Raw genomic sequence first — 26871 nt, forward strand, 5'->3', positions numbered from 1 at the left:
TGTATCTACCCCTAGACAAGAGGAATATTTTTTTAAAAGGTTACAATATTTCAAAGGAAAGAGCAATTCAATTACTTTCTCTTCCTCATATTTTAGGGATTTAGGTAATCACTACAACACAAAGAAGTTTAAGGCTTAAAATACACCTGCTCCAACAGCTTCAAATCAATCTTATAAATCCGTTTTACAAACCAGCTCCGAATCACCTTCAGATGGTGTTTCTTTTTCGAGTCCTTCATCTCAGGCTCAGCATCAATTAGCTCCAATGTCATAGGCCCTACTTCTGTTTCGATTTCTTTAGATACAAAGTTCCCAGTCTTGAAATTCAAAGGCCGCAATTGGCAAACCGCTTTAGGTTCTTCGGTTCTTTCTATAAAAATTCCTTTGTCGGAAATTTTTAGCACGTATGGAATTTTTCCATTCATAATTATGAAAATCAGTTTCATGGCAATAAATGTAATTTGTGGTAAAAATAAAACAGGGACAAAAATTTAGAGCGGACATTTTGTCCGCTCTGGAAAGGATTAGTTAACCAAGGATTTTTCGAAATAGGAATTGCAGTTTATTGTAATCCCGTATTGGAATTTCTTTGATTTTGCTAACCATAATGGATCTCATGAAGCAGGGTAACCAGTACGCTTTTTTTGAACACTCTTTTATTTTGGTATCAGGGGTTTCGAGGTATTCGGAAAAGTAAATTTCGGTCATGCGTTCATGTCCGATTTCCTCTAAGCTTGCTTCTGAAGGGGATAAGAAATACATTTTCTCCGTGTATTCGTGTTCGCCATCTGTGATTGTAAATTCAATATAAAAGGCTCTCATAACTCAATTTGTTTAGGGCTGTTGAAATCAGCCAGTAGTGAAAAGTAGAGCGGACAAAATGTCCGCCGTGATTAAAAGAAATTTTTATATTCCCGATTAAATTCCTGGTGTAGATAGAGGGAATCCAAGTGATTTGATTTTGGAGGGTAAATGATGTTTTTATTTTTCAATAGAGACTCGAAATCATCTAGTTGGTTTATTTTTTTTACCTGTTTGATAATGTTAATCATTCTGAGTCTAAATTTTGATAGTTCAAAAAAATCTTGCCTAAAATCCGGGATTAAGCCTAATGCTGATTTCCAATTGCAGGAGCAGCATAGATCAAAGCAGGTGCCATCATATTCCTCATACATCTCTGCAAGTTCCATTAATGACAATTTAGCAAAGTGATGCTTTTCATTGGTAAGCTCAGAGGTTACCTCATTGTAAAACTTAAAACTATTCATACCTCAATTTGATTAGGGCTGTAGAAATCAGCCTTTTTGATAAAAGGAAAACTGCTTCCCTTTGATACCTTAATATACAAAATTTGAAGAGTAATATAAAAATTGTAGTATAAAAAAGTGCTTTTTCTCCAATTTTTTATACTCAAAATGGAAATACAATTGAACCATTCTTCCCTTATAACGCCAAAAGCCGCTGTGTGCAGGCCGGCAAAGGGATAGAGGCATTGTTGAAGCTCCTTTTTTCTACCCAGTTGGTAGTAAAAAGAGCGACTGCCGAAAGCCCGCCAGGTGTTTATCACCTGGGCCTAAAAAAGAGGAAATCTACGACGGACATTTTGTCCGCTCTGATAGTTAATGCTCCAAAAGAAAGTGAACTATGGACTAAATTTTCCCGACTAAATGAATGAACCAGTCGAAACTTAAGGTTGATAATGGTATTAATGATTTAATTCCATTCAGGGTCCTTAATCATTACTCTTATGAAGATATAAACAAAGATCAACATAGCAGGGATAATCCATATTTTGGGATTAACAAGTGATATAGTTACAAGCAGTAAATATCGTTTTTTCATTCTTTTCCAGAACAGAACTAAAAATACGAGAATAGTTGCCGCAGAATAGACTATGTTGGAATAATAATTTGTATTTAAGTTTACTTCTGGAAGGTTACTAATTAGCTCAGGTTGAGTCATGGCATTTACATTTGATACTATCGCATTATATACTACATAACCTAATAGGATGAAGCTGGCAATCGCTATAAAGGGTTCGAAATATTTACTAAGCATTAATCGCTTAAATCGGCTTTCTTTTTTTTGAGCTTGTTGGGATTTGAATTTAGCAGGCATGGCATATTTTTTAGGTTTTGTATAATATAAGATTTTAGCTAAGGGATTGAATTAGAGTAGGGTTAAGATGTGTTTTTGAGTATGTTTTTAAACATTTTTTCAGCAATAGGACGACTTTCAGTCTCCCCCATTCCGATAAGCATGATGAGCTTTTCCAGTATCTCATTTTTGATACCTTTTGCAATCTGCTGGGCATTCATATAGTTCATTCCTTCAGATTTGCAGTAATCAGCCCAATTCATGAACAGACGATATCTGACAAATTCATTATCAAAAGCATGACTTATTCCGGAATTGAAGGGGGTTGGGGTAAATTGTATTTGAGTATTCATAGCAATATATTTTTATAGTGTTTGTAAGAATTACTGAAGCCAGAATTTTCATCCGTTGCAAGATTAAGAGAAGTCTGATTTGTATTTAGGATTTTTGACAGCTCTGCATCAAGGCTGGTATTATTCCATTCCGCTCGCTTGGCTGCCAGAACCTTACACACTTTAGTGCCATATGCTCGGAGGAAGTCAAACTCTCGATCTTGCTTCAGCTGAATTTCTTTGGTGGCGTCAATATCTGAGAGGTACTTCAAGCGTAATTTTTCAAGTTTTTTGAAGTAGAGATCGTCGGTCGGGCAATCGTTAAGTAGCGCAATTACAATTTCTTCTTCTATGAACACCTCGAAATTCAATGAACTTTGGTAACCCATCCGATAAGATTCCCTGTTGTGAATGAGCTCTGATTTTCGAAGTGGCCTACTGAGGATTGTCTCGCACCATGGCCAGCATATTTTTTTGTTGGATGCTGACATTGGGCGGGTAAAATGCGTGGTGCAATTGGGGATAAAGAATACTTGTTCAGGGTTACTCTCTGTAACATATTGCCTTTCTTTATATAGAAGAAGTCCTGTATTCTCGTCAATATTAGGTAGTCTTGCCCATTGCTTAAATTGCGAATAGGTATATTTTTTAGCTGTTCCCATAAAATAAATAATTTGAAAGAGTTGAATTAGCTTGTGCAAAATCCAGCTTGACAACCAGCCCCAGTACCAAAGAAAAAATCGGCCTGTAGGCCAATCTTAGATATAGCGCCTAAGGATATATCCTTTTTGAATCTAGCGCCCATCAGGCTTTCGTGAATTACTCCCCAAAACATGATTTCTGGATAGTGGTCGAAATTTTTGCGTAACTGTTGCGGGTCCTTCCAGAAACAGTTCAGACAATTGGAATCTGAAGGGAATTGAATCTCAGGATTTTGTTTCCAGTAATCTTGAATGTGAAAATGGGAGACCTTATCTCTGATCAGGGGGAACTCCCCTACCCGCCATTTTATTTCCTTCCATCGCTTGATGAATCTTTGGGATTTTTGCTGGTATTCCGTCCGCTCAGCGTATTTGAAGACTTCCGAGAATCGGTCTCTCCTCTCCTGTTCATCGTATCGGAAACCGATTCTCATTCGTACTGGTAATTCGGTGTATTTGAAGAGAAATTCAAAAATTGGCTGAATCTTTAAGATGGTAGTGCAAAACCGTGCGCTAATATTAGGGATCATCTTTTTAGTTTTAAGCATTTGCTCCCACCCTACTCCTCTAAGCCAAATGATTTCTCGCCCTAATTTGTGTTCCAGGTCGAACATGGTTTTGAGTACAACCGGATCTTCAGAGGTTGCGCAGAACTCCGGCATATGTGCGCAATATTTTTGAAGCTTATCATTTACCATTTGCTTCATTTTTTTGTCAATGCTTTTCCCTGAGTTATGGTAATCAATACAACAAAGGGCAAACACTTCATAATCGGCAGGATAATGCACTGCCAGATAGGAAGAAGTTTTTCCACCTGAAAGGCTGTTCATGGTTTTCATGACTTTGAGTGTTGGAGTGAATGCCCTACCTCCAAGGAAGTAGGGCAAATTAAATTAAGCAGCGACCTTTCGGTTGTGATATTCCTGAATTCCGGAAAGGATCGTTTGAATCAGCGCCTTTGCTTGATTGACCTCGACTGCATTTCCGATGAACTTTTTTTGATCGCCCTGGGTACCGACTAATTGATAATTCTTTGGAAATCCTTGTATTTGCTTCAATTCTGAGATCAGTAACATTCTCATTTTAATGTCTCTGATATTATGTGCGATCATGAATTCTTTAATCTTCACCATGACTGTAGAATCTTCTTTTTCAATGCTTATCGGCTGTTCATCTTGCTCTACCGATACCAGATAAGGGGGGGGACTTATGCATACTAGCAATGAGTGTAAAAGAAGGTCTGTTCAGAGATCGCCCTTTGTCATTGTACTGCGGGTTAAGTAAGAATTCTGTTTCTACAAGGTTCAACTTAGGAACAGTGGTAATACAGCTTGCTGGCCGATGGATGGATTTAGGACTACCATTACCATACTGTTCATCTAAAAAGAATTTGGACTCTACAGAAATGGCTGCATATCGATCCTTTGTAGTGATAGTTGGGCAGGGTTGATTGATTCCGTGGGCTCTGCCTTTTCCATAATATCCGGTCAGGTACTGACCATCACCTTTAGTAACAAATTTCTCTAAGCCCATTAGAATTCGGGATAGTGTTTTCTCGGCTAAAGGTTTTTTACGATTGAAAATCGAATTTCCTTTTTCCTCTAATTGCAAAATATCCCTGACGGAATTCCAGGGCTTTAAATCAGGAGTGTTAAAAAGGGGGGTATTGGTTTTTAAATTCGGATCTCGATGGGTTGGGATTGGCCAATTGATTGAAAAATCGCTTTTCACAAATTGCATGAAAAGCCTTTTTCGGACCTGATAAGCACCATAATCGGCCGAATTCAATACGCGGTAATCAGTTTTATACCCATAGTTTTCGATATGCTCTTTCCATCGTATAAAATCTCTTCCATTCTTACGTTTCTCGGGTTTACCATTTTCATCTAGTGGTCCCCATGCCATAAATTCACGGACATTTTCAATCATGAACATGTCAGGGTTAAGTGATTCAATGTACATGTACATATGTTCCGCTAAGGTCCTGGAATCTGCATCACGAGGCATTCCGCCCTTGGCATTAGAAAAGTTGGTACATTCAAGACTAGCCCAAAGAATGATAATACACCCCGGCTCTTCCCTCCTTTTTTGGTCAATTAATAATTTGATTTTTTCCACTACTCGGAAATCCCGAATATCCTCTGTGAAATGCACAGCATTAGGATGATTTAAAGTGTGACTTTTGATCGCATTAGCATCGTGATTTACACAAGCTAAAACTTTAGCGCCTGCTAAATGCGCCCCAGAGCTTGTTCCACCTGCTCCGCAAAATAGATCTATAAAATATATTTCAGGGTTTTTCATAATTACAATTCGATAAAAATATTTCCTTCAATGACATACGGGAGGGAAGCGCAATCAACTTCCGGATCTACAGGGCTGATAAAGGGCAATTTGAATTCATCAAACAGACCAATTATGGTTCCTGTATAAGGGTCTTTATAGTATTTGATAAGCTGGTTGAACCGATTGAGTGATTGACATTTTTGCCTGATGGTAGGGGTAAGGATGATTCGAAAATCCAGTACTTCCAGCATTTGTGGTATAAGTGAAATTGAATTGATCATAGGGATAAGATTTTAGGGTGGGGAATATGATACCAGCGCTTGCGCTGGTTGATTTTGAATAATGGCCGCTGCCGGAGCAGCGACCTATTGTGCTATAATTGGAGGGAAAATAGACTATACTTACAGGAAAATGGATAAGCTATAAAGTGATAATCTTCGGGCTGGGCGGTCTTTAAAAACTCGCGGATTTCAGAAATACCACCGCGCGGAGTAAAAGGCTGTGATTTTCCCTTTAATGCCAGTATCTCTTTTTTGTCATTCAGGGCCACATACTTTCTGTAGGTGCCCGTCAGGGATTTAAATCCATCACCGATATAGGCGAATTGAATGTTTTGCTGGTTTACACTGAAACACATATCAGATTTATTTAGCGTAGGAAAATATAGAGAAAGAAAAGGGAGGGGGGAGAGGACTCCCCCCTTTCTAAAAAAGATTATCCCCCGATAATATATTTTGCTGCTTTCGTCGCCTTTGCTGCGGCTTCGAAAATCATCTTTTTGTCGTTTTTAAGCGCTTTCAACCAGCCTTGTAAATAGGCGGCTTGGTTTTCAATTACCTGCTCTGAAATATCCGCCTCACCACATAAGTAAGCTGCTCCAAGCTCTGCGGTTAGTTCCTCCTTTGAGTAGACCTGACTTCCAAAATTTACCTCTTCTGTAATTTCCTGTCGGTTTAATCTCTTTTCATGGCCTGTGGCGTGGATAAGTTCATGAAAAAATGTTCCGTAATACTCTGCCTCTGAAGTGCAATTTTGAATCTTGGGCACGTTTACGCTGTCATTGGAAGGCCTGTAATATGCTCCATCTCCTCCGAAGGTGAATTTTGGTGGGTTGGGCATATTATTGATAATACGCTCTGCAGATTCAATCACATTGGTTTCCTTCTCGTCGGCTTCCACAGGTTTCCAGTCAATTCCTTCCGTCTGTTCCATATTGAAAACGGTAAAGGTCTTGATGAATGGGATTTTTTTGACCGCCAGCTCTTTATTTACTTTTATCCCGTTTGCATCCACGAACAGAAAGTCATAATAAATCACCGTAGTTCCTTTAGAACCTTTTTTAATAGTTCCGTTCAGTTCTTTGGCTTGTTTGAACGTCAGCCATTCGCATGATTTATAATCTTTATGCATGCGGGTAAAGCTCAGCCACATGTGATTAAAGCCATTGTATTCCCGCTTCGAGGAAAAATTATGGGGTGCTTGTGAACCGCCTGCAATGTAGTGTTTCCAAGGACATACGCCCTGTTCAAGAAGTTCAATGATTTGATCGGTGATCTTTTCAAATGCTTTTGCTTTCATAACTCTCTTTGTTTAGAGGCTGTAGAAATCAGCCTTGTTGATAAAAGGAAAACCGCTTCCTTTTGATACTTTAATATACTGAATTTTTTAAGTACTACAAAAAAAGTAGTATTAAAATAATCATTAAAACCAAATTTTTTCCACCCCCTAATTCTCACAAAACATAAGAGATACTCGCGTACTTCTTCCCCTTCAGTCAAAAAAGGTGAGGGTGAGCTGGATGGCAAAGGGATAGAGGCATTGTTGAAGCTCCTTTTTGTTACCCAGTAGGTAGAAAATAGAGCGACTGCAGAAAGCCCGCCAAGTGTTTATCAACTGGGCCACTAAAAACAGAAATCTACGATGGACATTTTGTCCGCCCTAAATTATATAAGTAACTCCTGTTATTTCCCCACAATGATCGTATTCGCTAAATAACCCAAACAAATTAATCCAATGGTATACTGAAAGAAAAAGAACGTAACCATCCATTTTCTTTTGTAGTTGAGCTGGCTCATCTCGAATTTTAGCCCAAAGAAAACATACGCCGTATAGATTAAGGAAATATACACGTTCGAAAAAAAATGGATAGCAATAGATTTTTGGCGATGCGCTCTTTTCAATAGTGCTTGATATTTCTGTAAAAAAGGAGGTGTATAGAAATTGAATAGCTTACCGCGGTAAATGTAGAAAACGTTCCATAGGACGAAGAGGAGGTATAATCCGGCGGTCCATAGAAATATCCTTGTTTTGGAATAACCATAATCCCACCACCATTTATCAATGAAGTTTAAAATGGTTCCTATTCCAATGGCTAGGAATGAAGCATTTGGATCTAGCCTAAATTTCCCAATATGTGTAAATGCTTTATATTCCTTATCTGCTTTTTCATAACCACTTCTATAACCATACTTTTCCTGCATTTTTAGCAGACTTTCATACACATTTTGTCTTTTGGGGATTGTGGTGGTTGAATCATAAAAAAAAACTTTGAATCGATCATAACTAAACCTAAATTTTTCTAGGTCAGAATTCGTTAAATCAATGAAGCATTGGTTTTTACTGGAATCAAGACTACAAAAGGTTAAATTAATTACTTTTTTAGACTTAATCGTAAGAAATAAAATAGTGTCTGGAAGTGTCGAAGAATTAAATCTAGTCTCATCGTAAAACTGACTTCTAGAAAAATCCGCTTTAACAGTAAATGTACACCAAGAAAAATTGACTAAACTATCGAAGGTACTTTCGGAAAAGTTGGCTATATCTTGAAATTTACTTCCAAAAAAAAATACTTTATTTTGATAATGACACCTATTAAAATTGATCGTCGAATCAAATTCGGCCCAAGAAAAATCGATCAAATTATTGAACTTGCTCTCGGAAAAATCTACCTCATTCTTAAATTTGCACCAAGAAAAATTGACCAAACTATCGAAATTGCTCTTATAGTAATTGACTCTTGAATGAAATTGTCTCCAAGAGTAATCGAGTTTCATTGGAAAGCTTCTCCAATAAAAATTCGGCAAACTATCAAATTGGTTGAGCTGATGATCAGTGTCAAAATGAAATTTGTTCTCAAAATAAGTAGGTTTCCTTGAAAATTCCCATGAAGGTAAATTTTTTAAACTATCAATTGGGTTCTTTGAGAAAGTGGGTTTTGTATATAGTATATTTAAAGAGAAGATCTTTACAGTATCGAACTGTCTGTTAAGGAAATTTTCCTTATAATTAGATTTTAATCTTAACGGAACAGACCAATTTTTTATTAGATCAGATTCTGAAACCCCTTTATTTAAAGGTATAAATGAGTATTTAGCAAAGCTATTTGAGGTATTGTATTCGGGATTTGAAATTTCATCAAGCGCGACTGAATTTAATTCAAAAGGAGGTTGATGGTTTAAATATTGATGAAACAGGAACAGCGGATAAAATGATGAAAGTATTACTGTTCTTTTCCAGGACCATTTAAATGGAGGGAAGCATACCCAGGAGAGTAATGGAAGAATAATTATGGGTAAGTACCATAAATAATGGGTGCTCCCACTTATTTCAAAGCGCTCCAATGTTGAAATACCATTAAGCTGGTTATGTAGGCAGAAGGTTAGGAAAATATAAATACAAAGGTAAAAGATATATCTTATCGCTTTCATTGGGAGCTTGTTGAGTATTGGTAGGTTAGATCTTTTAAAATAAGGCAAATAGATAAAAAAGTAAAGCCTTACTCTTTTGAAAAAGCAAGGCGTTATTATAAGTACGACGGACATTTTGTCCGCCCTAAAATTTCCTATGTTTCTCCTATTAATTCCCCACAATTATCGTATTCGCCAAATATCCCAAACAAACCAATCCAACCGCATACTGGAAAAAGAATAGGATAGTCATTCCTATCATTCTGTAATTCATTTTATTGACTTCGAATTTTACTCCGAAAAACACATAGGCGGTGTAGATAACGGTGACATACGTATTCAAGCCCCAATACCGTTTTGTTGATATTTGCGTACTCTTATCAATGATTCTTTCTTTGTGGTCTTCAATAAATGTTAAGGGGTAAAAGTCATATAATTTAGCTTGCCCAATGGAGAAGTTCAGGATCGTGAAAAACAGGAAAATCCCTCCGGTCCACAAGAAAATCCACTCTTTTGAATAGCCGTAATCCCACCAATATTTATCTAACATATTCCTAAAGGATCCCCAGTAAATGGCCCACCAAGGAGTTGCTTTGTCAAGCCTTAACTTTCCCACATATTTAAATTCCTTATACTCTTTATCCGCTTTTTCACAACCACTTCTATAACCATACTTTTCCTGCATTTTCATTAAGGTTTCATACACATTTTGTCTTTGGGCGATGTTGGTGGTTGAATCAGCAAAGAAAATATTGAAGCGGTCATAACTAAATTTGAATTTTTCTAAATTTGAGTTTGTTAAATCGATGAAGCATTGTGTTTTTTCTGAACCCACCATAGTAAGGCTTAAATCGATTATTTCTTTTGATCTAGTAGATCCGAATAGGAGAGTATCAGGTAGTGTTGAAAAGGTAAAGGTAGCTACTTCTTTAAAATAACTCCCTGAAAAATTGGCTTTCTCATGGAATTCGCTCCATGAAAAATCGACAAGACTATCGAATTGACTCCCTGAAAAATCGGTTTTCTTATGGAAATAGCTCCGTGAAAAACCGGCGTTATCATGGAAATCGCTCCATGAAAAATCAGCTTCCTCATAAAAATCTATCCGTGAAAAATCGACTTCCTCATGGAAATCGCTCCATGAAAAATTGGCAAGATTATCGAATTGGCTCCATGAAAAATTGGCTTTCTTATGAAATTTGCTTCCTCCAAAATTGGCTCTCCCATGGAAATAACTATTTGAAAAATCGGAAAGATTATCAAATTTGCTCCTAAAAAAAATGGTTTCCTTATAGAATATGGTTCCACCAAAATTGACTTTCTTATGGAATATGGTTCCTCCAAAATTGGCCTCCTTATGGAAGCCGATACCTCGAAAAACCGCAAGACTATCGAATTGACTCTCTGAAAAGTTGGCTTTCTCGTGGAAATCGCTCCATGAAAAATCGGCAAGACTATCGAATTGGCTCCCTGAAAAATTGGTTTTCTCATGGAAATCGCTCCACGAAAAGTCAACCAGACTATCAAAGTGGTATTGTTTAAAATAAATTGGTTTCTTAAATATTCGACGAGAGTAATCAATCGTTTGCCTTATGTGTTTTTTTTGGTCATTAGGAGTTTGAGCGCAGACATTATTACAGCATAAAAAAGCTAAAAAGAAAAAAATGAATTTCATAAGTAGTAAGGTTGAGTATGGTAATCTCAGATTAAATATGATATAAAAAAACCTCACTAATTTAGTAGTAAGGCCTTTTTTTTAAAATAATGAAATTAATCCTCCGTTTTATCCGGATCTAAATCAGTATAATCTATATCGTATTCCTTTCCAAAATGCTTTAAAATGGCAATCAGTTTGATGAATGTAGGGAATGATCTTCCTTGTTCCCACCGTTTTACCGTTTCCGGATTAAGATCAAATAGTTCGGCCAATTCATTTTGCGTCAGGTCATTGTCGTACCTTAACTTTTTTATTAGTTGATTGATCTTCATATTTCACATAAGAATTAGAGCGGACAAAATGTCCGCTGTAATGATTTATGATTTCTTGGCGGCTTTTAAGGCAACCAAATTCTCCCACAATCTTTGTTGTGTTTCTTCGAAGCTGGTTTTTAGATCTTCCTCGCTTTCGTCCAGTGTCTCTACCCGTGAAATAAGATTTCTAAAAATCGTGGAAAGGTCCTTTTTGATTTTTTTGGTGGGGTCAGTTGCTACCTCAGCTTTTTTAGCGGGCTTCTTGGTTTTGTTACCTGCCCTTGCTTTTGCCAGAACTTCTTTGGCTTCTTCTTTCGGCAATTCCTTAACGGATGTAGCTAATTTTTCAACATCAGATTTTCTGATCTTAGAATTTTTGGAAAGAATATCCTCTTTTATGCCTGGGTCAATTTCAGCTAAAGCCTGAATATGTTCAGCAAATTTACCATCTCTGCGAACGGTTTTTTCATTCACACCAGATTCCGCCGCTATTTTTTGAGCGACATTTTCAGAGCGGACATTTTGTCCGTCCACTTTTTTTAATCCTGCAATAGATCCTTTCTCCTCATTATATAGCATCCCTCGGAGGTAACTCACCTGGTCTTTGCTTAGATTCCTGCGGGCTAGTTGGTTTTTCCGCATCCAAAAGATCACCTCTTCTAAATCTGAAAATTCGCGATAAGTAAAAGGAATAGCAGTATCTTCTAATCCCAATTCAATCATGGATTTTCTTCGGTGGTGGCCGTCCACTAATATTTTTTTACCATCACGCTCCCAAAGCACAAAAGGATCTCTGACGCCTTCTTTCTTTATGGAGTCTTTTAATTCTTCTGTTTCTTCAGACAGCTGGAAGGGTAGGAGTGATTCCAGTTCCTCCAAAATGGTCAAATCCTTCACCGTTATGGTTTGCTGTGCTTTGGCCTTCTCAGCCAACGTGGTGGCTTTGGTGGTTCTTGCAGTTCGAGTTCTAGCCATTGATTTCAGCAATTAGATCGTTAACAACATTGATTTCGGTAGACCCCTGAACGCCATATTCCATAGCTTCAGCAAAGTCTACTCTTCGTTTAATAATGGTTTTGGCAATTTCAGGAAAGATCTCTTCACACTTCTGACTTACCTCCTTCGGGAATTTCTCACGGAAGTCAAAGTTGTTGCGGACTGGCAAAAACTTGATGCTTTTCTGGAAATCATTGATTCGGCTTTTCACGTTTAGCGCACCTTCAATAGCGTGTACGGTAGAATTAATCGGGCAAATACAAACGTCACTGGCATAAATAGCCACCTGCTGTAAGTTACCATCAGAAGGAGGACAATCGATTAGAATATAGTCGTAATTGTCTTTATGCGGTTCTATTGCTTTGTCCAGTACATCAATGTCTACTTCATTGATTGACATTTGTAACTGAATAATCTCCAGGGTAGGCGAAGAAGGAACAATATCGTAATCCTCTACGGTATAAGGGACAATTTCCTTATTCAGGATAGTGTCAGCCAGCGTATTCTCCACATCTTCCGGAAGAAAGGTAGTCGTAAGGTTACACTGAGAATCACAATCAATAATGAGGACCTTTTTCCCTTGTCCTTTCAGGATTTCCAAAAAAACGGTGGTTAGCGTACTTTTTCCGGTACCACCTTTATTATTCGCAAAAGCTATAACCATGAGGCTGTTGTTTTTTATGACACCTCAAGTTAGTTATTTTTTTAATAATACAAAAAAGGTAGTATTTAATTTGTGGTTTTTTTAGGACGGACAAATTGTCCGCTCTGTCATCAGGTGGTAATATAGAGGTTATAACGAAAGGGGGGAGAAAAGGTAATGACTTGATATTTAACTGATAGTGACAAAAAAACTATACAAAAGTGTCAAAATGACTATACGAAAGTGCCACTATATTTTCAAAAATTCTTCCCAACTTTGGAACATAGCAAAACAAATAACTCACTAATACTTAAACAATAAAGCTATGAGTTGGAGTGATTTCTTTTTATTAGTAACAGGAATTTTAGGTATTTATTATGGGGTGGTTGCTTTCTTTGAATACATCAACCTTCGTCGCCAAAATATCAATAGCACGGCCTTCAATATTACCTATGATATGGGAGCTTTGGTTCAGGAGGATGCGGCTCCACCGGAAGAGGTGAAGATGGAAGATTTTAAGCCCGGGCAGACCGCAGCAAAGGAGGAAGAGGTGACCTTCGGAAAGATCTATGATGAGGGGATGGATCTGGATCAATATTACGCCCGGGCGGAGGAGTTTATGGAGACCTTATCAGAGAACGTCTTTGCCACTAGCTAAAGCTAATTAAGCATATTCTTTATCGTAATTCGCCTCATTCAGAGGAATAACATTTCATTATTATTTACACCAAAACAATTTTCTTATGAAAACTGTCATGAAATCTTTTGCCCAAATTTTCGGGGGCATCTCAAAATCTGTTCGTAAAAACAGCATCGCCTTTCTGGCTTTAATGCTGGTAATGTTGTCCAATATCACAGTGTATGCACAAGGTTCTGCCGGGCTTGATGCAGCCACCACCGAGCTACTGAGCTATATGAAATCATTAGGGGATTTGATTTTAGCGATTGGTGCCGTTGTCGGAATGGTTGGAGGGGTAAGGGTGTACACCAAATGGAATGCGGGGGATCAGGATGTGAACAAGGCGGTCATGGGGTGGATGGGCTCTTGTTTGTTCCTGGTACTGGTAGGGACGGTGATTAAGTCCTTTTTCGGGATTTAAAGCGATGTTTAGGACGCATCCATTTTTCAGGGGGCTTCAACGGCCCCTTGTTTTCAAATTCATCAAAGGGCGCTATATCTACTGGGCAGCGGCTTCACTTTTAGGAGGCTCTATTATCGGAATGGGAGTTTGTGCGCTGAATATGTGGGCAGGCATACTGACGATCATTCTACTTGCTGGCGGAGGCTTTGGTTTCACAGCCTGGAGGCAAAAAAAAGGCTTGCATTCGAAGCCGGAAGAGAAGGGGTATCATATGACGCTCCCACAAAGCTTAAGACTTAAATCCTACACTAATGAGCAAAAAGAAACAGGCTTTTGAGCTACCGATCATTGGTATTGATGATTTCAAAGGGTATTCTGTGTTCTATCAGAACACGGGAGATTTCTCCGCCATGTTTGAAATCACTAATACCGTGGAGCAATATTGTGCAGACCCTGATGCCTACGAACAGTTTCATGCTGCTATGCTTAAAATCATCGGTAACCTAAAGGAAGGCTATATCTTGCAAAAGCAGGATATTTTCATTCGTAAGAAATACCAGGCACCACCACAGGAAGACTTTTTGTCTGCCTGTTACCACGATCATTTTAAAGGGCGGATCTATACAGAGGTAAAAACTCTACTGACCATTACTCTGCAAGTGCATCGCGGGGGGATGTATGTCTTTGACCCGAGGGCGTTTCAGGATTTCGTTACGATCATTCATAAGATAGAATCTGAGTTAAAGGAGTCCAACTTTAATCCTACGCTTTATTTTTCTGATTCGATTAGACAAACCGTTTTACGCGAGGTTTCTTTTTCCTTTGATAAGGAGGTGATGTCGATTGAAAATTTCCATGCCACGGAGTCTTGGGTAGGCATAGGAGATGAGCGAAGAATCAAGGTCATCAGTCTGATTGATACGGATAATGTAGACCTTCCGGCTCAGCTTTCCTCCTGTAAAATCCAAAACATCGGCCATCGGGATTTCCCGGTAGACTTGATGTCATTTCTATATTCAGTGCCTGATTATGAACTCATCATTTACAATCAGATCATTGAGGTAGTGGACAAATTAAAGACGCTGGCAAAGCTGGAAGCCAAAAAAAGGAAGCATAAAAGTATGCCAGATCCGGCCAACGATTATGCTATCCGGGATATTGAGGCGCTACAGCAAGAAATGGAGCGGGATAATCTGACCTTGGTAAACAGTCATTTTTCTATCCTAGTGAAGACCCACCGGGATAAGTTGAAGGATGTAGCCAACCATATAGACAGCAGGTTGAAGGATTTGGGAATACATCCATCCGAGACAGCGTACAATCAATTTGAGTTGTTTAAAGCCAACATCTCCGGAAATGCCGGAAGCCTGAAGCACTATGACCGGTTTTTGACTACGGCTAATGCAGCTATTTGCCTGATGGCCAAGGAGAGGTTGCCACAAGACGATCCGTCAGATTTCAAGCTCTATTTCACCGACCGCCAGGGCGTGCCTATTGGCATAGACACGAACGAATACCCGCGTTCTATTGGACGCACCAATAATCGGAATAAGTTCGTTCTGGGGCCATCAGGTGGGGGGAAATCCTTCTGCTGGAATTCAGTAATACGACAATATTACCTCTATAAAAGTGATATCATGATTATCGATGTTGGTCATAGCTATAGTGGTTTATGTGACTATTATAATGGTCGTTATATTACTTATTCCGATGATAATCCAATCACGGTCAATCCTTTTTTGGTCACACCGGAGGATTTAAGAGAGGTGGAAAAACTTCATAGTTTGGTGAGCCTAATCGCTATTTTGTGGAAAGGGACGGGTGGAATCTTAACCAAGCTGGAAGAGTCCATATTGTCCGAAGTGCTTAGGGACTATTTTACGGCATACTTTGAGGAAAAGACCATTGATCAGTTGAGTTTCAATACGTTTTATGAATTTTCAGGAGAAAGGATTAAGCAAATCAAGAAGGCTCATCATATTGATTTTGATCTGTATGAATATCAATATATTCTCAAATCCTTTTATAAAGGTGGCCAATATGATTTCCTACTGAATAATACGATGGACTCATCCCTGTTTGATGAGCAATTCATTGTCTTTGAGATCGATAATGTCAAAGATCATCCCGTTCTATTTCCTATTTTGACGCTTATCATTATGGATATTTCTCTTCAAAAGATGAAGCGAAAGAAAGGACATAAGGCATTGATAATAGAAGAGGCGTGGAAGGCGATCGCAAGTCCAATGATGGTGGGGTATATACAATACTTATACAAAACTTGTAGGAAAATGTACGGGGAAGCGTGCCTGGTGACGCAGGAGTTAGATGATATTATATCTTCTGAAACCCTTAGAAAAACGGTGATTGGAAATTCAAGTGTGGTCATGTTATTAGACCAAACTGAATTGAGGCGGGATTATGAGTCAATCGCGAAGGTGTTGAATTTGGATGAGGTTGAGCAGCATAAGATTTTTAGCATTCATGCTTTAGACAACCAAGCTGGCAGAAGCAAATTTAAAGAAGTCTATATCAAAAGAGGAAAAACGGGGGAGACTTATGGGGTTGAAGTAAGCGATGAAGAGTATTTCATTTATTCAACCGAGAAGCCTGAAAAAGAGGCTTTAAAGCTCTATATGAAAACATATGGGGGTGTTGAGCCTGCCGTAAAAGCGTTGGTCAAAGACTACAGAGCATCCGGATTAATCCCTCAGGCTTTTGCAAAACAAGTAACGTCAAAACAATAAAAATATGTGGAGTTTCAATGAGATTATTGACCTGGGCTTCCTTGACTTTATCAAGGAAATCAGGGACATATTCGGCTATACTGAACTGGCGGATCATGCTCGCTACGGGCAGTATCTGGCTGGAGTATTTACGATGCTTTTCATGGCCGTAAAAAGCTATGGGATGATTGTGGGGGATCGGCAATGGGAGATCATGCCCTTGCTTCGTCCTTTTGCAATTGGTTTGGTGATCATGAACTGGGGGGCATTTCTCGCCCTGATTGATGTTCCCCTGCGAGGGGTGAGTAGGATTTCCGAAGATGGTTTCCGGAAAAAGGTAGAGCAGACGCAAACAGAATATCAATTAGTGATGCAGCTCACCAATGAATTGGGCATGAAAATGATTAATGGTGCCATGGAGGTGAATCAAAATAGCGAACAGCAGGAGCAGGGCGTTTTTGAGAAGCTGGGGGTGAGTTTGAGCAAAATGGCAAGTCTGATTGAAGGGGCAAGAATTATGGTGATGGGTTTGCTGAAGTTCATTCCAAAATTATGGATGTCGGGTTTGTGCCATTGGATTTACCAGTTCTGCTTCTATGGGGTGATGTTTATTCAGCAAATATTTCTGGTCATACTGGGCTTATTAGGTCCTTACGCATTTGCAATCAGTATTTTGCCGGGCTTTTCAGATAGTTATATCCAGTGGATATCCCGCTATATTTCCGTGAGTCTGTATTCGTTAATCGCCAATATCATTGCCACCGTGAGCATGTTCGGTATGAATTATACCAACCGGGCGGATATTGAAACGCTTCAGCAAATCCTTGGGGATGAAGAGCATTATATTTCCTGGTTGTTTCAATCGGACTTCACCTTTACCATGCCTGCCTTAACGATGTTACTTGGTGGGGTCATGATGTTTGCTATTCCACCAATCAGTAGCTGGATAGTGAGTACTTCTGGTTTGGGAAATGCCTTGGGGAATTCTATTAAAGCAGGTCAGGCCATGAAAATGGTCGCCATAAAAGCAGTCACCGGAGGGGTCGCCTAATGCTATTACAGAAGATAGAAAACAAGATTCGTCTGGCAGTCTGGGTGAGTGTCGGCAGTTTTGTCACCAGTATTTTGATCGTCATTCTGATACTGGTGTTTACCAATATCCAGCTGGATAAAACCCGAAAGAACATTTACGTTTTGGATGAGGCCACGCCTATTTTAGCCAAGCAGGTTGGAACCGAGGCCAATCGCATGGTAGAATACCAGTCTCATGTCAATATCTTTCACTTGTTATTCTGGACGCTGGCGCCGGATGATAAAATGATCAAACGGAATATAGGCCGATCCATGTACCTGGGAGATGAAAGCGTTCATGCCGAGTATAATAATATCTCTGAGAAGGGTTTTTATAACCAATTGATCAGTAGCACCACTACGGTGACCATTGAAATGGATTCGGTCAACATAGACCCGGCAACACTGGAATTTGTCTATTACGGCACCCAACGATTTGAGCGTGAAACAGGAGTAAGTAAGCGGAAGATCAAGACCACCGGGGTGCTTAAAGATGTGATCCGAACGGATAATAACCCACATGGGGTGCTTATAACGCAATATCTAACCTTGGAGAATAAATCTATCAGTGATGAAAGCAAACGACTATTCTAAGAAAGACCAACAGAAGGAACCGAGCCGGTTTTTTGAAAAGCTTCAGAAAAAGAGTGAGCAGCATAAAGCGGCAACGCTGGGCATGGTCGTCCTGCTTTTTGTGTTGAGTTTTATTGGTAATGAAATGTATTACCGTACTCGTCCCAAGCCTGATACTGATTTCACTCCTTTGGCGCGGAAGTTATCCGACACGCAGGAAAGCTTTACCGAGATCGATAAGTGGCATCAACTGGAAGCTCAGCTGACCGCACTCCTGGAAAAGGATAGCCTGACCACTGAAGATTCCCTTTTACTCAAACAAATCGAAAAGGAGATTTCATATGAGACAGATTAACTGGAGACATCCAAAATATGTAATTCCGCTGATCATTTATCCTTTCACTTTTTTACTTTTTTATATCGCAAAGGATGCTTTTGCAAAGGAGCCGGAAGAGGAGCAAAGAGTGACACAAGGGGTAGATTTTACGGTTCCCAAACCCTATTTGGAGAAAAGGAAAATCAAAAACAAGATGGATGCCCTTAGGTCCCGATTTGATAAAAGAGGAAAGCATACCGCTATCCGGGGCCTGGATATTGAGCGACAGGAAAAAGAGGTGTTGGACTATGGGTTTTCTGATCAGGATATGGACAGCATCATGCTGAACACGGAAAAAAAGCCGACCATGAAGGAAAAGGTGGAAATAGCCCTGAACAGAGACCGACCTAAAAGGGGGATTGACTTGTTTGTGGAGCAAAATGGGGAAGAATACCTGTTGCCGGAAAAGGACCATCCTCCGATAGTGAGGAAGCCTAAACCTCAGCCTATAAGTGAACCTGCTCCACAAAAGGAAACGGAGGTTGAGGAATTTAAGAAACGCTTGGCGGTGATTGACTCGATGATGAAAACTCCGGACCAGCGAAAACAGGAAGAACTGGAAAAGCAATTGGCGGAAGAAAGAAGGAGGCAGGAAGAAGAGGAAAAAGCCCGGGAAGCGGCCATTGTTCCCATTAGCAAAAGCAAAAGTACGGCAAACGGCCATTTTAATACCCTCAGTAGTAGGAATGAGCACAATATGATCAGCGCGATACTGGATGAAGGATTAAAGGTGACCTCCAATAGCCGGGTAAGAATACGACTTTTAGAGGATGTTTACGCAGGAGAAACACTGATCAGAAAAGGCCAATATCTGTTCGGCACCGTCAAGGGATTTTCTTCCCAGCGGGTGAAAATAGAAATCTCTTCCCTGCTGCATGAGGGAAAGCCAATTCCGGTTCGCCTGAATTTGTACGACAACGATGGGATGGAAGGGCTTTTTGTGCCGGAATCAGAATTCAGGGATTTCACTAAAGAGCTCGCAAGCCAGTCCTCCCAGGGGATGACGCTGTCCAGCAATCCGGAGAACTCCGGTCAGTTCTTCTATCAAATCGGACAAAGTGCAGTCTCAACGACTAGCAGGGCCTTTCAGAAGGCGGTCAAAAAGAATAAGGCCAGCCTGAAATACAACACTATTGTATACCTCATTGACCCAAAACAGCAATAAGATGAAACGATTATTGATATTATTAATCTCTCTTCTGTCGACCATGGCTATGGCGCAGGAGATTCCTGAAAGAGACTTTCAGGGAAGTGAACTGATCATGGTGCATATTAATCCGGAGGTGACCACTCACCTGGTCTTCTCGGAGACTATTCAAACGGTTGATTTTTCCACAGACCGACTGGTAGGGGAGATGGCGACAACAAATGTACTGAAGCTGAAACCACTACCTGAAGACTCTTTGGGGAATGAGCAGCTCGGAGTGCTGACGGTCATCTGTGAGAGCTATATGGCGCAATTCCTTCTTTTTCCTACTCAACCAAAACTGGCGACAAAAAATTTGTTAATTGGCCGGAAAGAGGGCATTGATTTGATTGTTCCCAATATTTCCATTGCCCGTCCGGAGCTGGAACAAATTGGTATGAAGGTGATGAATACCAAGCCGAAATACCATATTGTAAAAGCGCAGGAGTACAAATTCGAAGCCCGCTTAAATAACATTTATACGGTAGGGAACTACTTCTTCGTAGATGTTTCGCTTTTCAATAAAACGAACATCAAATACGATATTGATCAGATTCGCTTCAAAATTGAAGATAAAAAGATACAGAAGGCAACCAACTTTCAACAGGTTGAGCTACAGCCGGAATTTGCTCTTTTCAATACGAAGAGCTTCAAGAAGAAGTATCGAAATGTATTTGTATTCGAGAAGTTCACCTTCCCAAATCAGAAGGTGTTCTCGATCGAAGTTTCAGAGAATCAGATTTCCGGCAGAACGGTAAATCTACGGGTAGACTATTCAGATATACTTAATGCAGACACACTATGAGAAGCTGGATCATCATACTGCTGACGCTTGCGTCTTTCCCCTGCTTCGCGCAGCAGGGATATAATTATTTCTCCATATCCGGAGGACTTTACCATCCCGAAATGGTGATCGGAGAAATGTCCCTGGAGTTCGGGCAGAAGTATTACCGCATGTGGGAGGTGAACTTTGACTATGCCCACCGGGAACGGATGACCACTTTCACTATTCCTCCGACCACAGAGGAAGGGGAACCGACTTTTGGGGAGAGAAGAGAGATTGTCAATAGCTTTAAAGGAGGAATAATCTATAAGCCAGTATTATTCCGAAGCCGCAATACAATGCTGAGCTTCAGAACCGGAGCAAGCCTGGGCACCAATACCCATCAATTTATTGCCGGAGCCACGGCAGGTTTTGAATTTTCCTTCATGACCAAACAGGGTATTGTGCTCTTTCTTCGACAAAAAAATGAGGTGGTCTTTTGGGATGACGACACCTGGAGGGTTGGGGGATTGGTGGGGTTGAAAGTACCATTGAATTAAACTTTTAACTATTACTCAAATGGAAGAAAGTAAAGAACTTCAAAAGCTGTACTCCATGTTACAAGGAGTAATCTATGTGACCGTTCTTTTGGAATGGCTGGTCTTTTTTTTGCCTGTGGAATATATTCCGGAATGGTCCGCTGATTTATTGATGCGTATCAGCCGATTCGGAGTATATGAAAATGCAATTTATTCGAAGCTCCTGACTTTCTTCCTGATCGGAATAGTGAGTATAGGCACAAAAGCGAGAAAGAACCTCACGATCAATCCCAATACTCAGATCCGAATTCCTTTCTTTTTTGGACTGATCATTTTCTTTGGAGCCTTAGTGTTTTTTATATATCCAATACGTTACGATTGGTTAATGTATTTGGCTCAAAGTGTCATTGGTGCCTTGTTATTGCATACCTCATTGGATAACCTTTCAAAGCGAATTAAGAATAAGCTGGCCACAGACCAGTTCAATGAGGAGAACGAAACTTTCCCGCAAAATGAAAATCTTTTGGACAATAATAGATCTGTGAGCTACCGGATGTCTTATTTCCACAAGGGTAAACGACGGATGGGATGGATGAATATTACCGATGTATTTAGAACCGTCTTTTTGATCGGAAACCCCGGTTCCGGAAAGACTTTTTCTATCATCTTAAACTACATCAAAACGCTGTTGGCTAAAGGGTTTTCCATGCTGGTGTATGATTTCAAATTCCCCGGATTGGCAGAGGTGACTTATTATCATTACCTACTCAATAAAAAGCGAGGGATACTAAAAAATCATAAGTTCCATGTGATCAATTTCAAGGATGTGGAGAAGAGCCGAAGGGTAAATCCTTTATCTCCGAAGTATATCTATTCATTGCCAGCCGCTCAGGAGGCGGCTGACGCCATCGTGAGTGCCTTGCAAAAATCAGAATCTCAGCAAGAAGGGGCTTCGCAGTTTTTTAATCAGTCGGCAATTAACCTTTTAGGCGCTGTGATCTACTTTTTTAGCAGGTATGAGGGAGGAAAGTACTCCACCATGGCGCACGTCTTGCTCTTTTTCACCTTGAGCTATGAGCAAATTTTCAATGCCCTGAGTACTGAGTATGAAATTCATAGTCTGATCAGCCCCTTTATGGATGCGCATAGAAATAAAACTTACCAGCAGTTGGATGGACAAGTCGGGACATTGAAAATCAATCTTTCTCGTCTTGCGAGTAAAGAAACGCTTTGGGTTTTCTCCGGGGATGATATTAATCTAAAGATTTCTGACCCCAAAGATCCTTCTATACTGGTTCTGGCCAATCATCCGGATTTGATGAATGTGAACTCTGCTTGCTATTCAGTGATCATGAACCGATTGACCAGGGCCTTGAATGAAAAAGGAAATCTTCCGGTTTCCTTGGTAGTGGATGAACTGGCCACCTTTTTCATCTACCAATTGGACACTTTGATCGCCACCGCCCGGGAAAATATGGTAGCGGTCCTTTTGGCCTTTCAGGATCTTTCTCAGCTGGAGAAGATGTTCGGAAAGCAGACCGCAGCTAGTATTCAGAGTGTTCCGGCCAATATTATTTCAGCCGTTATCAAAAATAAACAGACTTTGGAGTGGCTGGAGAAGCTTTTTGGTAAGACGATGCAAGTCCGGAACGGAGTCAGTATCGATCGACACAAGGCTACTTATTCGCAAAATGAATTTATGGAAAACACCATTCCCGCCTCCAAGATAGCAGATTTGAAAACCGGAGAGATCGTAGCCAAGCTGGCCTATGAGAAAAAGGACCAGGAGCAGCTTTCGGTGAATCACTCTTCCTTCAATTGCCGCATAGAAATGGATGTGGATGCGGTTAACAGAGAAAAAGCACAATACCAGCCCACACCCATTTATTACAATTTTGGCGATAATAAGGAGGTAATCCTGAAGGAAAACATGCTGAAAATTCAGGCGGAGGTATTTGAAATGGTCCAGTCAGTAAAATTCAAAAATACAGTAGTATCATGAAAAGGGTAACAATTTTTTATGTGATGATCATGCTTCCTGTTGTGGTGATGGGGCAGGATAAGCCGGTTACGGATGTAGCAGTAACCGGAGTTTTAAAGCTTCATGACAATGATCAAAACAACCTGATGGACGATTCCAATGATTCCCAAAAAGGCTTGGCTGCCCTGGGCACAGCTATGCAGACGCAGGTTGATACGATGAGGACCATATTGGTGAGACTGTATAATGCCAAAACCAAGGCTCAGGAAGTGGTGAAAAACCTGCATGATGTGGCATATGCTTTTGAAATTATAGAGCAAATATCAGATTACCAGAAACAGGTTTACTCCTATGCTCAGGGGGATGCAGAGTTACTGTTGATGGCTGCTATTTTGGAAAAGCAAGTGGTTGAGCGGATTACAATGCTAAGTACTCAAATAACTTTGGCGCTCACCGGTGGCTCCAAAAACATGCTGGACAATAAGCAGCGGGATAATTTGATAAAGAATGCTGTAAAGGAATTAAAGTACATCAGGGGCATCATGTATGGGGTAAGGCGGGAGATCAAGAGTGCCAGTACTGCTAAAAAGTTTAAGGACCCAAAGCCACTTCAGCTAACGGATAATCGAAAGCAAATCGCACAGGAACTCATTAAAGAATTTAAGCAATGAAATACTTTATACTTTTTCTATTTATGCTGCCCGTCCAGGGATTTGCTCAAGTTTATGAATTTGTAATTGATACAGAGTATTTGATAAACTCGACAAAGTCAGATGGTTTGGTTTCGATGTATCAGCGCTTTGTAGAGAGCCGCCTGTCAGATGCGAAGGGATATACAGGCAAATCATCAGAGCGTTTGGCTGGAGTGACCGCCATGACTACTGTGGTCTATGAGACGCACCGGACAGTGAAGTCTGTGATGAAGGATTCCAAATCCGTAGCGGAAGTTAGTAAGGTCTTGTCGGATATATTCAAGTATCAGTCGGAGGTATATGAAGTGGCTAAAGGAAATGCACAAATGATGCTCATAGCTGCTGATTTGGAGCAAAAATCAGCTGGCCGAATCATAGATTTAATGGACTATGTGAATTCTTTCGCACTGAAAGAAGGAAAAGAAAACCTATTGGACGCAAAGGAAAGAGCGAGTTTTATCCGCTATGTGATTCAGGAGTTACGGGTAATCAGGGCCATTGCTTATGGCATGTCAAGGAGGATGAAAACTGCCCGTTATGGCACCCTCTGGGACTATATCGGAGTGGAATCAAAAATTAAGGATAATAGACCAAAAATAGCAAAGGAGGTGATATCGGAATGGAAAAAGTAGTTCTCATGATGATTATTTGTGTTACATCGCTACGATCCTGGGCTCAGTTACCAGTAGCCGATGCTGCAATATTAGGTCAAAAAACCGCTGCTTATGTTGAGCACACCAGTGTGTTAAAAGCAAAGAAAAAAGCCATGTCTGATATGGTGAAAAACAATACCATTAAGCTGGGAGAGTATGAGATTGTAAAATCGATTGAGTCAAATTTTGATAAGGCAAAAACAACGGTAAAAGCGGTTATCAGAAACTCAAAAGATGTGATCCGTATTACCCAGGCTATTGATGACATATACCAGATACAATCTCAAATTATGGATCTTGGGCAGGAGCAACCGGAATTATTTGTAGTGGCCTATGATTTAGAAAATGCCGTAGTACGTCAGCTGGTGGAATTGACTAAGTATTTGAGTGACTTTGCCCTAAAAGGAGGAGAAAAGAATATGCTGAACAATGCAGAACGGGCTAAAGTGATTATTCACGTCCTGACTGAGCTTCAAGAAATACGTGTAGCATTATTCATGGCAGAGCGATTAATGAAGAGGGCAAAGTATGCGCATAAGTTTAATAAAAGCCCCAATAAGCCTTTTCAGGATAAGAGGGCAGTGATCGCTCTGGATATTATTAATGAATATAAACAGTAGGAAGATGAAAGGAGTACTGACTTTATTTTTCACCCTGACAATTGTAGCTGGTTTTGCTCAAGCTCCTCAGTTTGACAGGTTGCAAAGATTCGCTCTGATTGATTTGCATTGGGACTTAACCAAGAAGCTTGAAGAGTTTACAGTTTCAACAGGAGCAACAGCTTTAATAGAGAAAGAGAATTCTCGTGATTATCAGGCATATGTTCAGAAGCTACAAGCAATCCAAAACTCCAGAAAGTTGACTGTTTCGGTAATTGAGGATATTACTGAGGTAAAGTATGCGTTTTCCATTGCCGAAGATATTTATGAGTATCAGTCAAAGGCGATAAAAGCGGCTTCAGGGAATAGTCAATTGATTCAGTTTGTGACGGAGGTGAATTTTAAGATGGGGAAGCGGATAAATGATTTATCCCTATATATCGCAGGGGTAATTGCATTGCAAGGGGACATGAATCTGATGGATGCTGAACAGCGGAATGAGGTGATGTCGCATATTATCAGGGAGCTAAGAGTACTTAGGGGAGTGAGTTATGGATTGTATAGATCTGCCGTAAGGGCAGATTTAAATTTCAAATTCAAGGCAGTAAAAGATAATCCTAAGCCTGTATCTGATCATCGAAAGCGAATAGCACAGGAAGTAATTCAAGAATGGTATAATAATTAAAATAGGATATTATGAGATTTTTTATGTTGATAATTTTCACCCTATTCTCTTTTTGGACCTCGGCTCAATCCATTACTCCGGTTCGGGATGCAAAAAAGATTCGGCAGCAACAAAGGTATTGGGAAGTCTATGATAGTTGGGGGGAATTAGATTGGGTTGATAAGAATTTGAATTTATTACCATGGGGGTACCGTCCTTATTTCAAAGAAGGAGATAAAAGGCTTCATCCTTATTTTTGGGCACAAGAAATAGCGGTGAAAGAACAATTAGATGCAGAGCGAACCAATTACACCTGGGCAGACGAGCATCTAAAATTAGTTGAGATCGATTTTGCAAACCGAGCCATCCATCCGGAATATGAACTGTATTTCAAACCTCGATATGAAGAGTTACTAGGAGAATATAAGGTTGCATTTATTGATTTGGTGGACAATGAGGCTGATGAAGCTAATTTAGTAATAATAGCGAATGAATGGGATCGAATATGGGAACAGCAAGAATTTGTTAAAGATGCCATGTTGGATCGGGCAGATTATTCCAGTGAAATGTTTACAATTCAGGAAGAACTACAACAGCACTTAATTTTAATGCGGAAAATGAGTCGCATATGTGCTTTAGTAAAAAGAGGCTATCACAAAAATCCCAAAAAGCCTATTGAGGATAGGAGGGCTGAAATAGCAAGGAAGATTATCCAGGAAGCAAAGCAAAAGTAAGGTACAGAAAAAAGACTCTCTATGTTTTTAGAGAGTCTTTTCTTATTAAAAAGTTATAGTTTTACTCCATGGGATTTCCCCGGGAGTTATTATGATTTCATCACTAACCACTACTTCGGATTTTATTTCACTACCGCAGGAATAACCTAATCGTAGATTTGTATTTGTTGGGTTCTCAAGCGATGAGTGTACAATAATATTGAAGCTTAAACTTCCAGGTGAATATGTGGGGGTAAATAATGTAATTCCTTTGAAATCTTGATCAGGTATGGTAAAGGGAGCCATTCTATTATCGTATTTCATTGCCTGGCCATTCTCAATTGATAAATAACTGAATTCTCCTGATAATACTTCTATTTCCATATTCTCGGCGAAATTTTGTGTTGGATTATTTTCAACTGTTAAAGCGAACACAACTTGATATTCATTTGAACCATCGTCAGGTTTCGGGTCTTCACCATTGTCCCCGCAGGAAAACATAATTACAGACATCGCAAATAAAAAAGTTAATTTTTTCATA

33 protein-coding genes and 1 pseudogene are annotated in these 26871 nt (G+C 39.8%); 16 read left to right on the forward strand and 18 right to left on the reverse strand.

The window, feature by feature from the left end; genetic code table 11:
- Window positions 1-128 precede the first annotated feature (128 nt).
- The 17 genes and pseudogenes from AAA970_RS25085 to AAA970_RS25160 form a co-directional block, all read right to left on the reverse strand.
- Window positions 129-446: a hypothetical protein gene (locus AAA970_RS25085; RefSeq protein WP_338239663.1), complete on the reverse strand. Its 318-nt coding sequence runs from the start codon at window positions 444-446 to the stop codon at window positions 129-131.
- An 82-nt stretch (window positions 447-528) separates the two neighbouring features.
- Window positions 529-822, reverse strand: coding sequence for a hypothetical protein (locus AAA970_RS25090; RefSeq protein ID WP_338239664.1), 294 nt, complete (start codon window positions 820-822; stop codon window positions 529-531).
- An 891-nt stretch (window positions 823-1713) separates the two neighbouring features.
- Entirely contained in the window at window positions 1714-2118 is a 405-nt protein-coding gene (locus AAA970_RS25095; protein ID WP_338239666.1) for a hypothetical protein, read from the reverse strand.
- Window positions 2119-2180: 62 nt separating this feature from the next.
- Entirely contained in the window at window positions 2181-2450 is a 270-nt protein-coding gene (locus AAA970_RS25100; RefSeq protein ID WP_338239667.1) for a hypothetical protein, read from the reverse strand.
- The gene (locus tag AAA970_RS25105) at window positions 2447-3091 is read right to left on the reverse strand and encodes a hypothetical protein (RefSeq protein ID WP_338239668.1); all 645 of its coding nucleotides are present in this window, start codon (window positions 3089-3091) and stop codon (window positions 2447-2449) included. The genes AAA970_RS25100 and AAA970_RS25105 overlap by 4 nt, the downstream gene beginning before the upstream one ends.
- Window positions 3092-3117: 26 nt before the next feature.
- On the reverse strand, window positions 3118-3969 hold the full coding sequence (locus AAA970_RS25110) for a hypothetical protein (RefSeq protein WP_338239669.1): 852 nt from the start codon (window positions 3967-3969) through the stop codon (window positions 3118-3120).
- A 54-nt stretch (window positions 3970-4023) separates the two neighbouring features.
- A complete protein-coding gene (locus AAA970_RS25115) occupies window positions 4024-4263 on the reverse strand; it encodes a DNA cytosine methyltransferase (protein WP_338239671.1) in 240 nt (79 codons plus the stop codon).
- Window positions 4264-4300: 37 nt separating this feature from the next.
- A complete protein-coding gene (locus AAA970_RS25120; protein WP_338239672.1) occupies window positions 4301-5434 on the reverse strand; it encodes a DNA cytosine methyltransferase in 1134 nt (377 codons plus the stop codon).
- A gap of 2 nt (window positions 5435-5436) precedes the next feature.
- Window positions 5437-5697, reverse strand: a complete 261-nt coding sequence (locus AAA970_RS25125) for a hypothetical protein (RefSeq protein ID WP_338239673.1) — start codon at window positions 5695-5697, stop codon at window positions 5437-5439.
- Between the two features lie 92 nt (window positions 5698-5789).
- Complete coding sequence (locus tag AAA970_RS25130; protein WP_338239674.1) at window positions 5790-6053, reverse strand: hypothetical protein; 264 nt, start codon at window positions 6051-6053, stop codon at window positions 5790-5792.
- A gap of 77 nt (window positions 6054-6130) precedes the next feature.
- The gene (locus AAA970_RS25135) at window positions 6131-6994 is read right to left on the reverse strand and encodes an ArdC family protein (RefSeq protein WP_338239675.1); all 864 of its coding nucleotides are present in this window, start codon (window positions 6992-6994) and stop codon (window positions 6131-6133) included.
- A 383-nt stretch (window positions 6995-7377) separates the two neighbouring features.
- Entirely contained in the window at window positions 7378-9123 is a 1746-nt protein-coding gene (locus AAA970_RS25140) for a pentapeptide repeat-containing protein (protein WP_338239676.1), read from the reverse strand.
- Window positions 9124-9271: 148 nt separating this feature from the next.
- Window positions 9272-9787: a hypothetical protein gene (locus tag AAA970_RS25145; protein ID WP_338239677.1), complete on the reverse strand. Its 516-nt coding sequence runs from the start codon at window positions 9785-9787 to the stop codon at window positions 9272-9274.
- A gap of 432 nt (window positions 9788-10219) precedes the next feature.
- Window positions 10220-10777, reverse strand: a pseudogene (locus tag AAA970_RS27870) (hypothetical protein); the annotation flags it as partial.
- 95 nt (window positions 10778-10872) lie between these two features.
- A complete protein-coding gene (locus AAA970_RS25150) occupies window positions 10873-11091 on the reverse strand; it encodes a helix-turn-helix transcriptional regulator (protein WP_338239678.1) in 219 nt (72 codons plus the stop codon).
- Window positions 11092-11136: 45 nt separating this feature from the next.
- Window positions 11137-12048 carry a ParB/RepB/Spo0J family partition protein gene (locus AAA970_RS25155; protein WP_338239679.1) on the reverse strand — a complete coding sequence of 304 codons (912 nt, stop codon included), beginning with the start codon at window positions 12046-12048 and terminating at the stop codon, window positions 11137-11139.
- Window positions 12041-12733 (reverse strand): ParA family protein, encoded by a 693-nt coding sequence (locus AAA970_RS25160; RefSeq protein WP_338239680.1) that lies wholly within the window; start codon window positions 12731-12733, stop codon window positions 12041-12043. The genes AAA970_RS25155 and AAA970_RS25160 overlap by 8 nt, the downstream gene beginning before the upstream one ends.
- A gap of 304 nt (window positions 12734-13037) precedes the next feature.
- On the opposite strand from AAA970_RS25160, the gene AAA970_RS25165 reads away from it, so the two are divergent.
- From AAA970_RS25165 to AAA970_RS25240, 16 genes are all read left to right on the forward strand, one after another.
- Window positions 13038-13370 (forward strand): hypothetical protein, encoded by a 333-nt coding sequence (locus tag AAA970_RS25165; protein WP_338239682.1) that lies wholly within the window; start codon window positions 13038-13040, stop codon window positions 13368-13370.
- Between the two features lie 85 nt (window positions 13371-13455).
- Window positions 13456-13812, forward strand: a complete 357-nt coding sequence (locus tag AAA970_RS25170; RefSeq protein ID WP_420916753.1) for a DUF4134 domain-containing protein — start codon at window positions 13456-13458, stop codon at window positions 13810-13812.
- A 4-nt stretch (window positions 13813-13816) separates the two neighbouring features.
- Window positions 13817-14131, forward strand: coding sequence for a DUF4133 domain-containing protein (locus tag AAA970_RS25175; RefSeq protein ID WP_338239683.1), 315 nt, complete (start codon window positions 13817-13819; stop codon window positions 14129-14131).
- Complete coding sequence (locus AAA970_RS25180) at window positions 14106-16541, forward strand: TraG family conjugative transposon ATPase (RefSeq protein WP_338239684.1); 2436 nt, start codon at window positions 14106-14108, stop codon at window positions 16539-16541. The genes AAA970_RS25175 and AAA970_RS25180 overlap by 26 nt, the downstream gene beginning before the upstream one ends.
- A 4-nt stretch (window positions 16542-16545) precedes the next feature.
- Entirely contained in the window at window positions 16546-17571 is a 1026-nt protein-coding gene (locus AAA970_RS25185) for a TraJ family protein (protein WP_338239685.1), read from the forward strand.
- Window positions 17571-18185 carry a conjugative transposon protein TraK gene (traK, locus tag AAA970_RS25190; RefSeq protein WP_338239686.1) on the forward strand — a complete coding sequence of 205 codons (615 nt, stop codon included), beginning with the start codon at window positions 17571-17573 and terminating at the stop codon, window positions 18183-18185. The genes AAA970_RS25185 and traK overlap by 1 nt, the downstream gene beginning before the upstream one ends.
- Complete coding sequence (locus tag AAA970_RS25195) at window positions 18163-18519, forward strand: hypothetical protein (RefSeq protein WP_338239687.1); 357 nt, start codon at window positions 18163-18165, stop codon at window positions 18517-18519. Before traK ends, AAA970_RS25195 begins: the two co-directional genes overlap by 23 nt.
- Entirely contained in the window at window positions 18506-19705 is a 1200-nt protein-coding gene (traM, locus tag AAA970_RS25200; protein ID WP_338239688.1) for a conjugative transposon protein TraM, read from the forward strand. Before AAA970_RS25195 ends, traM begins: the two co-directional genes overlap by 14 nt.
- A 1-nt stretch (window position 19706) precedes the next feature.
- Window positions 19707-20531, forward strand: coding sequence for a conjugative transposon protein TraN (gene traN, locus AAA970_RS25205; protein ID WP_338239689.1), 825 nt, complete (start codon window positions 19707-19709; stop codon window positions 20529-20531).
- Entirely contained in the window at window positions 20528-21049 is a 522-nt protein-coding gene (locus AAA970_RS25210) for a hypothetical protein (protein ID WP_338239691.1), read from the forward strand. Before traN ends, AAA970_RS25210 begins: the two co-directional genes overlap by 4 nt.
- Before the next feature lie 19 nt (window positions 21050-21068).
- Window positions 21069-23030, forward strand: a complete 1962-nt coding sequence (locus AAA970_RS25215; RefSeq protein ID WP_338239692.1) for a type IV secretory system conjugative DNA transfer family protein — start codon at window positions 21069-21071, stop codon at window positions 23028-23030.
- On the forward strand, window positions 23027-23680 hold the full coding sequence (locus AAA970_RS25220; RefSeq protein ID WP_338239693.1) for a hypothetical protein: 654 nt from the start codon (window positions 23027-23029) through the stop codon (window positions 23678-23680). Before AAA970_RS25215 ends, AAA970_RS25220 begins: the two co-directional genes overlap by 4 nt.
- Complete coding sequence (locus tag AAA970_RS25225; RefSeq protein ID WP_338239694.1) at window positions 23677-24333, forward strand: hypothetical protein; 657 nt, start codon at window positions 23677-23679, stop codon at window positions 24331-24333. The genes AAA970_RS25220 and AAA970_RS25225 overlap by 4 nt, the downstream gene beginning before the upstream one ends.
- 5 nt (window positions 24334-24338) lie before the next feature.
- Entirely contained in the window at window positions 24339-24974 is a 636-nt protein-coding gene (locus tag AAA970_RS25230) for a hypothetical protein (protein WP_338239695.1), read from the forward strand.
- Window positions 24975-24978: 4 nt separating this feature from the next.
- On the forward strand, window positions 24979-25638 hold the full coding sequence (locus AAA970_RS25235) for a hypothetical protein (protein WP_338239696.1): 660 nt from the start codon (window positions 24979-24981) through the stop codon (window positions 25636-25638).
- Window positions 25639-25649: 11 nt separating this feature from the next.
- Window positions 25650-26351: a hypothetical protein gene (locus tag AAA970_RS25240; protein ID WP_338239697.1), complete on the forward strand. Its 702-nt coding sequence runs from the start codon at window positions 25650-25652 to the stop codon at window positions 26349-26351.
- A 45-nt stretch (window positions 26352-26396) separates the two neighbouring features.
- Here AAA970_RS25240 and AAA970_RS25245 read toward each other — a convergent pair whose 3' ends face one another.
- Window positions 26397-26870: a hypothetical protein gene (locus AAA970_RS25245; protein WP_338239698.1), complete on the reverse strand. Its 474-nt coding sequence runs from the start codon at window positions 26868-26870 to the stop codon at window positions 26397-26399.
- Window position 26871: the final 1 nt, after the last annotated feature.

Origin of the sequence: Persicobacter diffluens (genome assembly GCF_036244895.1) — a bacterium.
Lineage (GTDB): Bacteria > Bacteroidota > Bacteroidia > Cytophagales > Cyclobacteriaceae > Persicobacter > Persicobacter diffluens.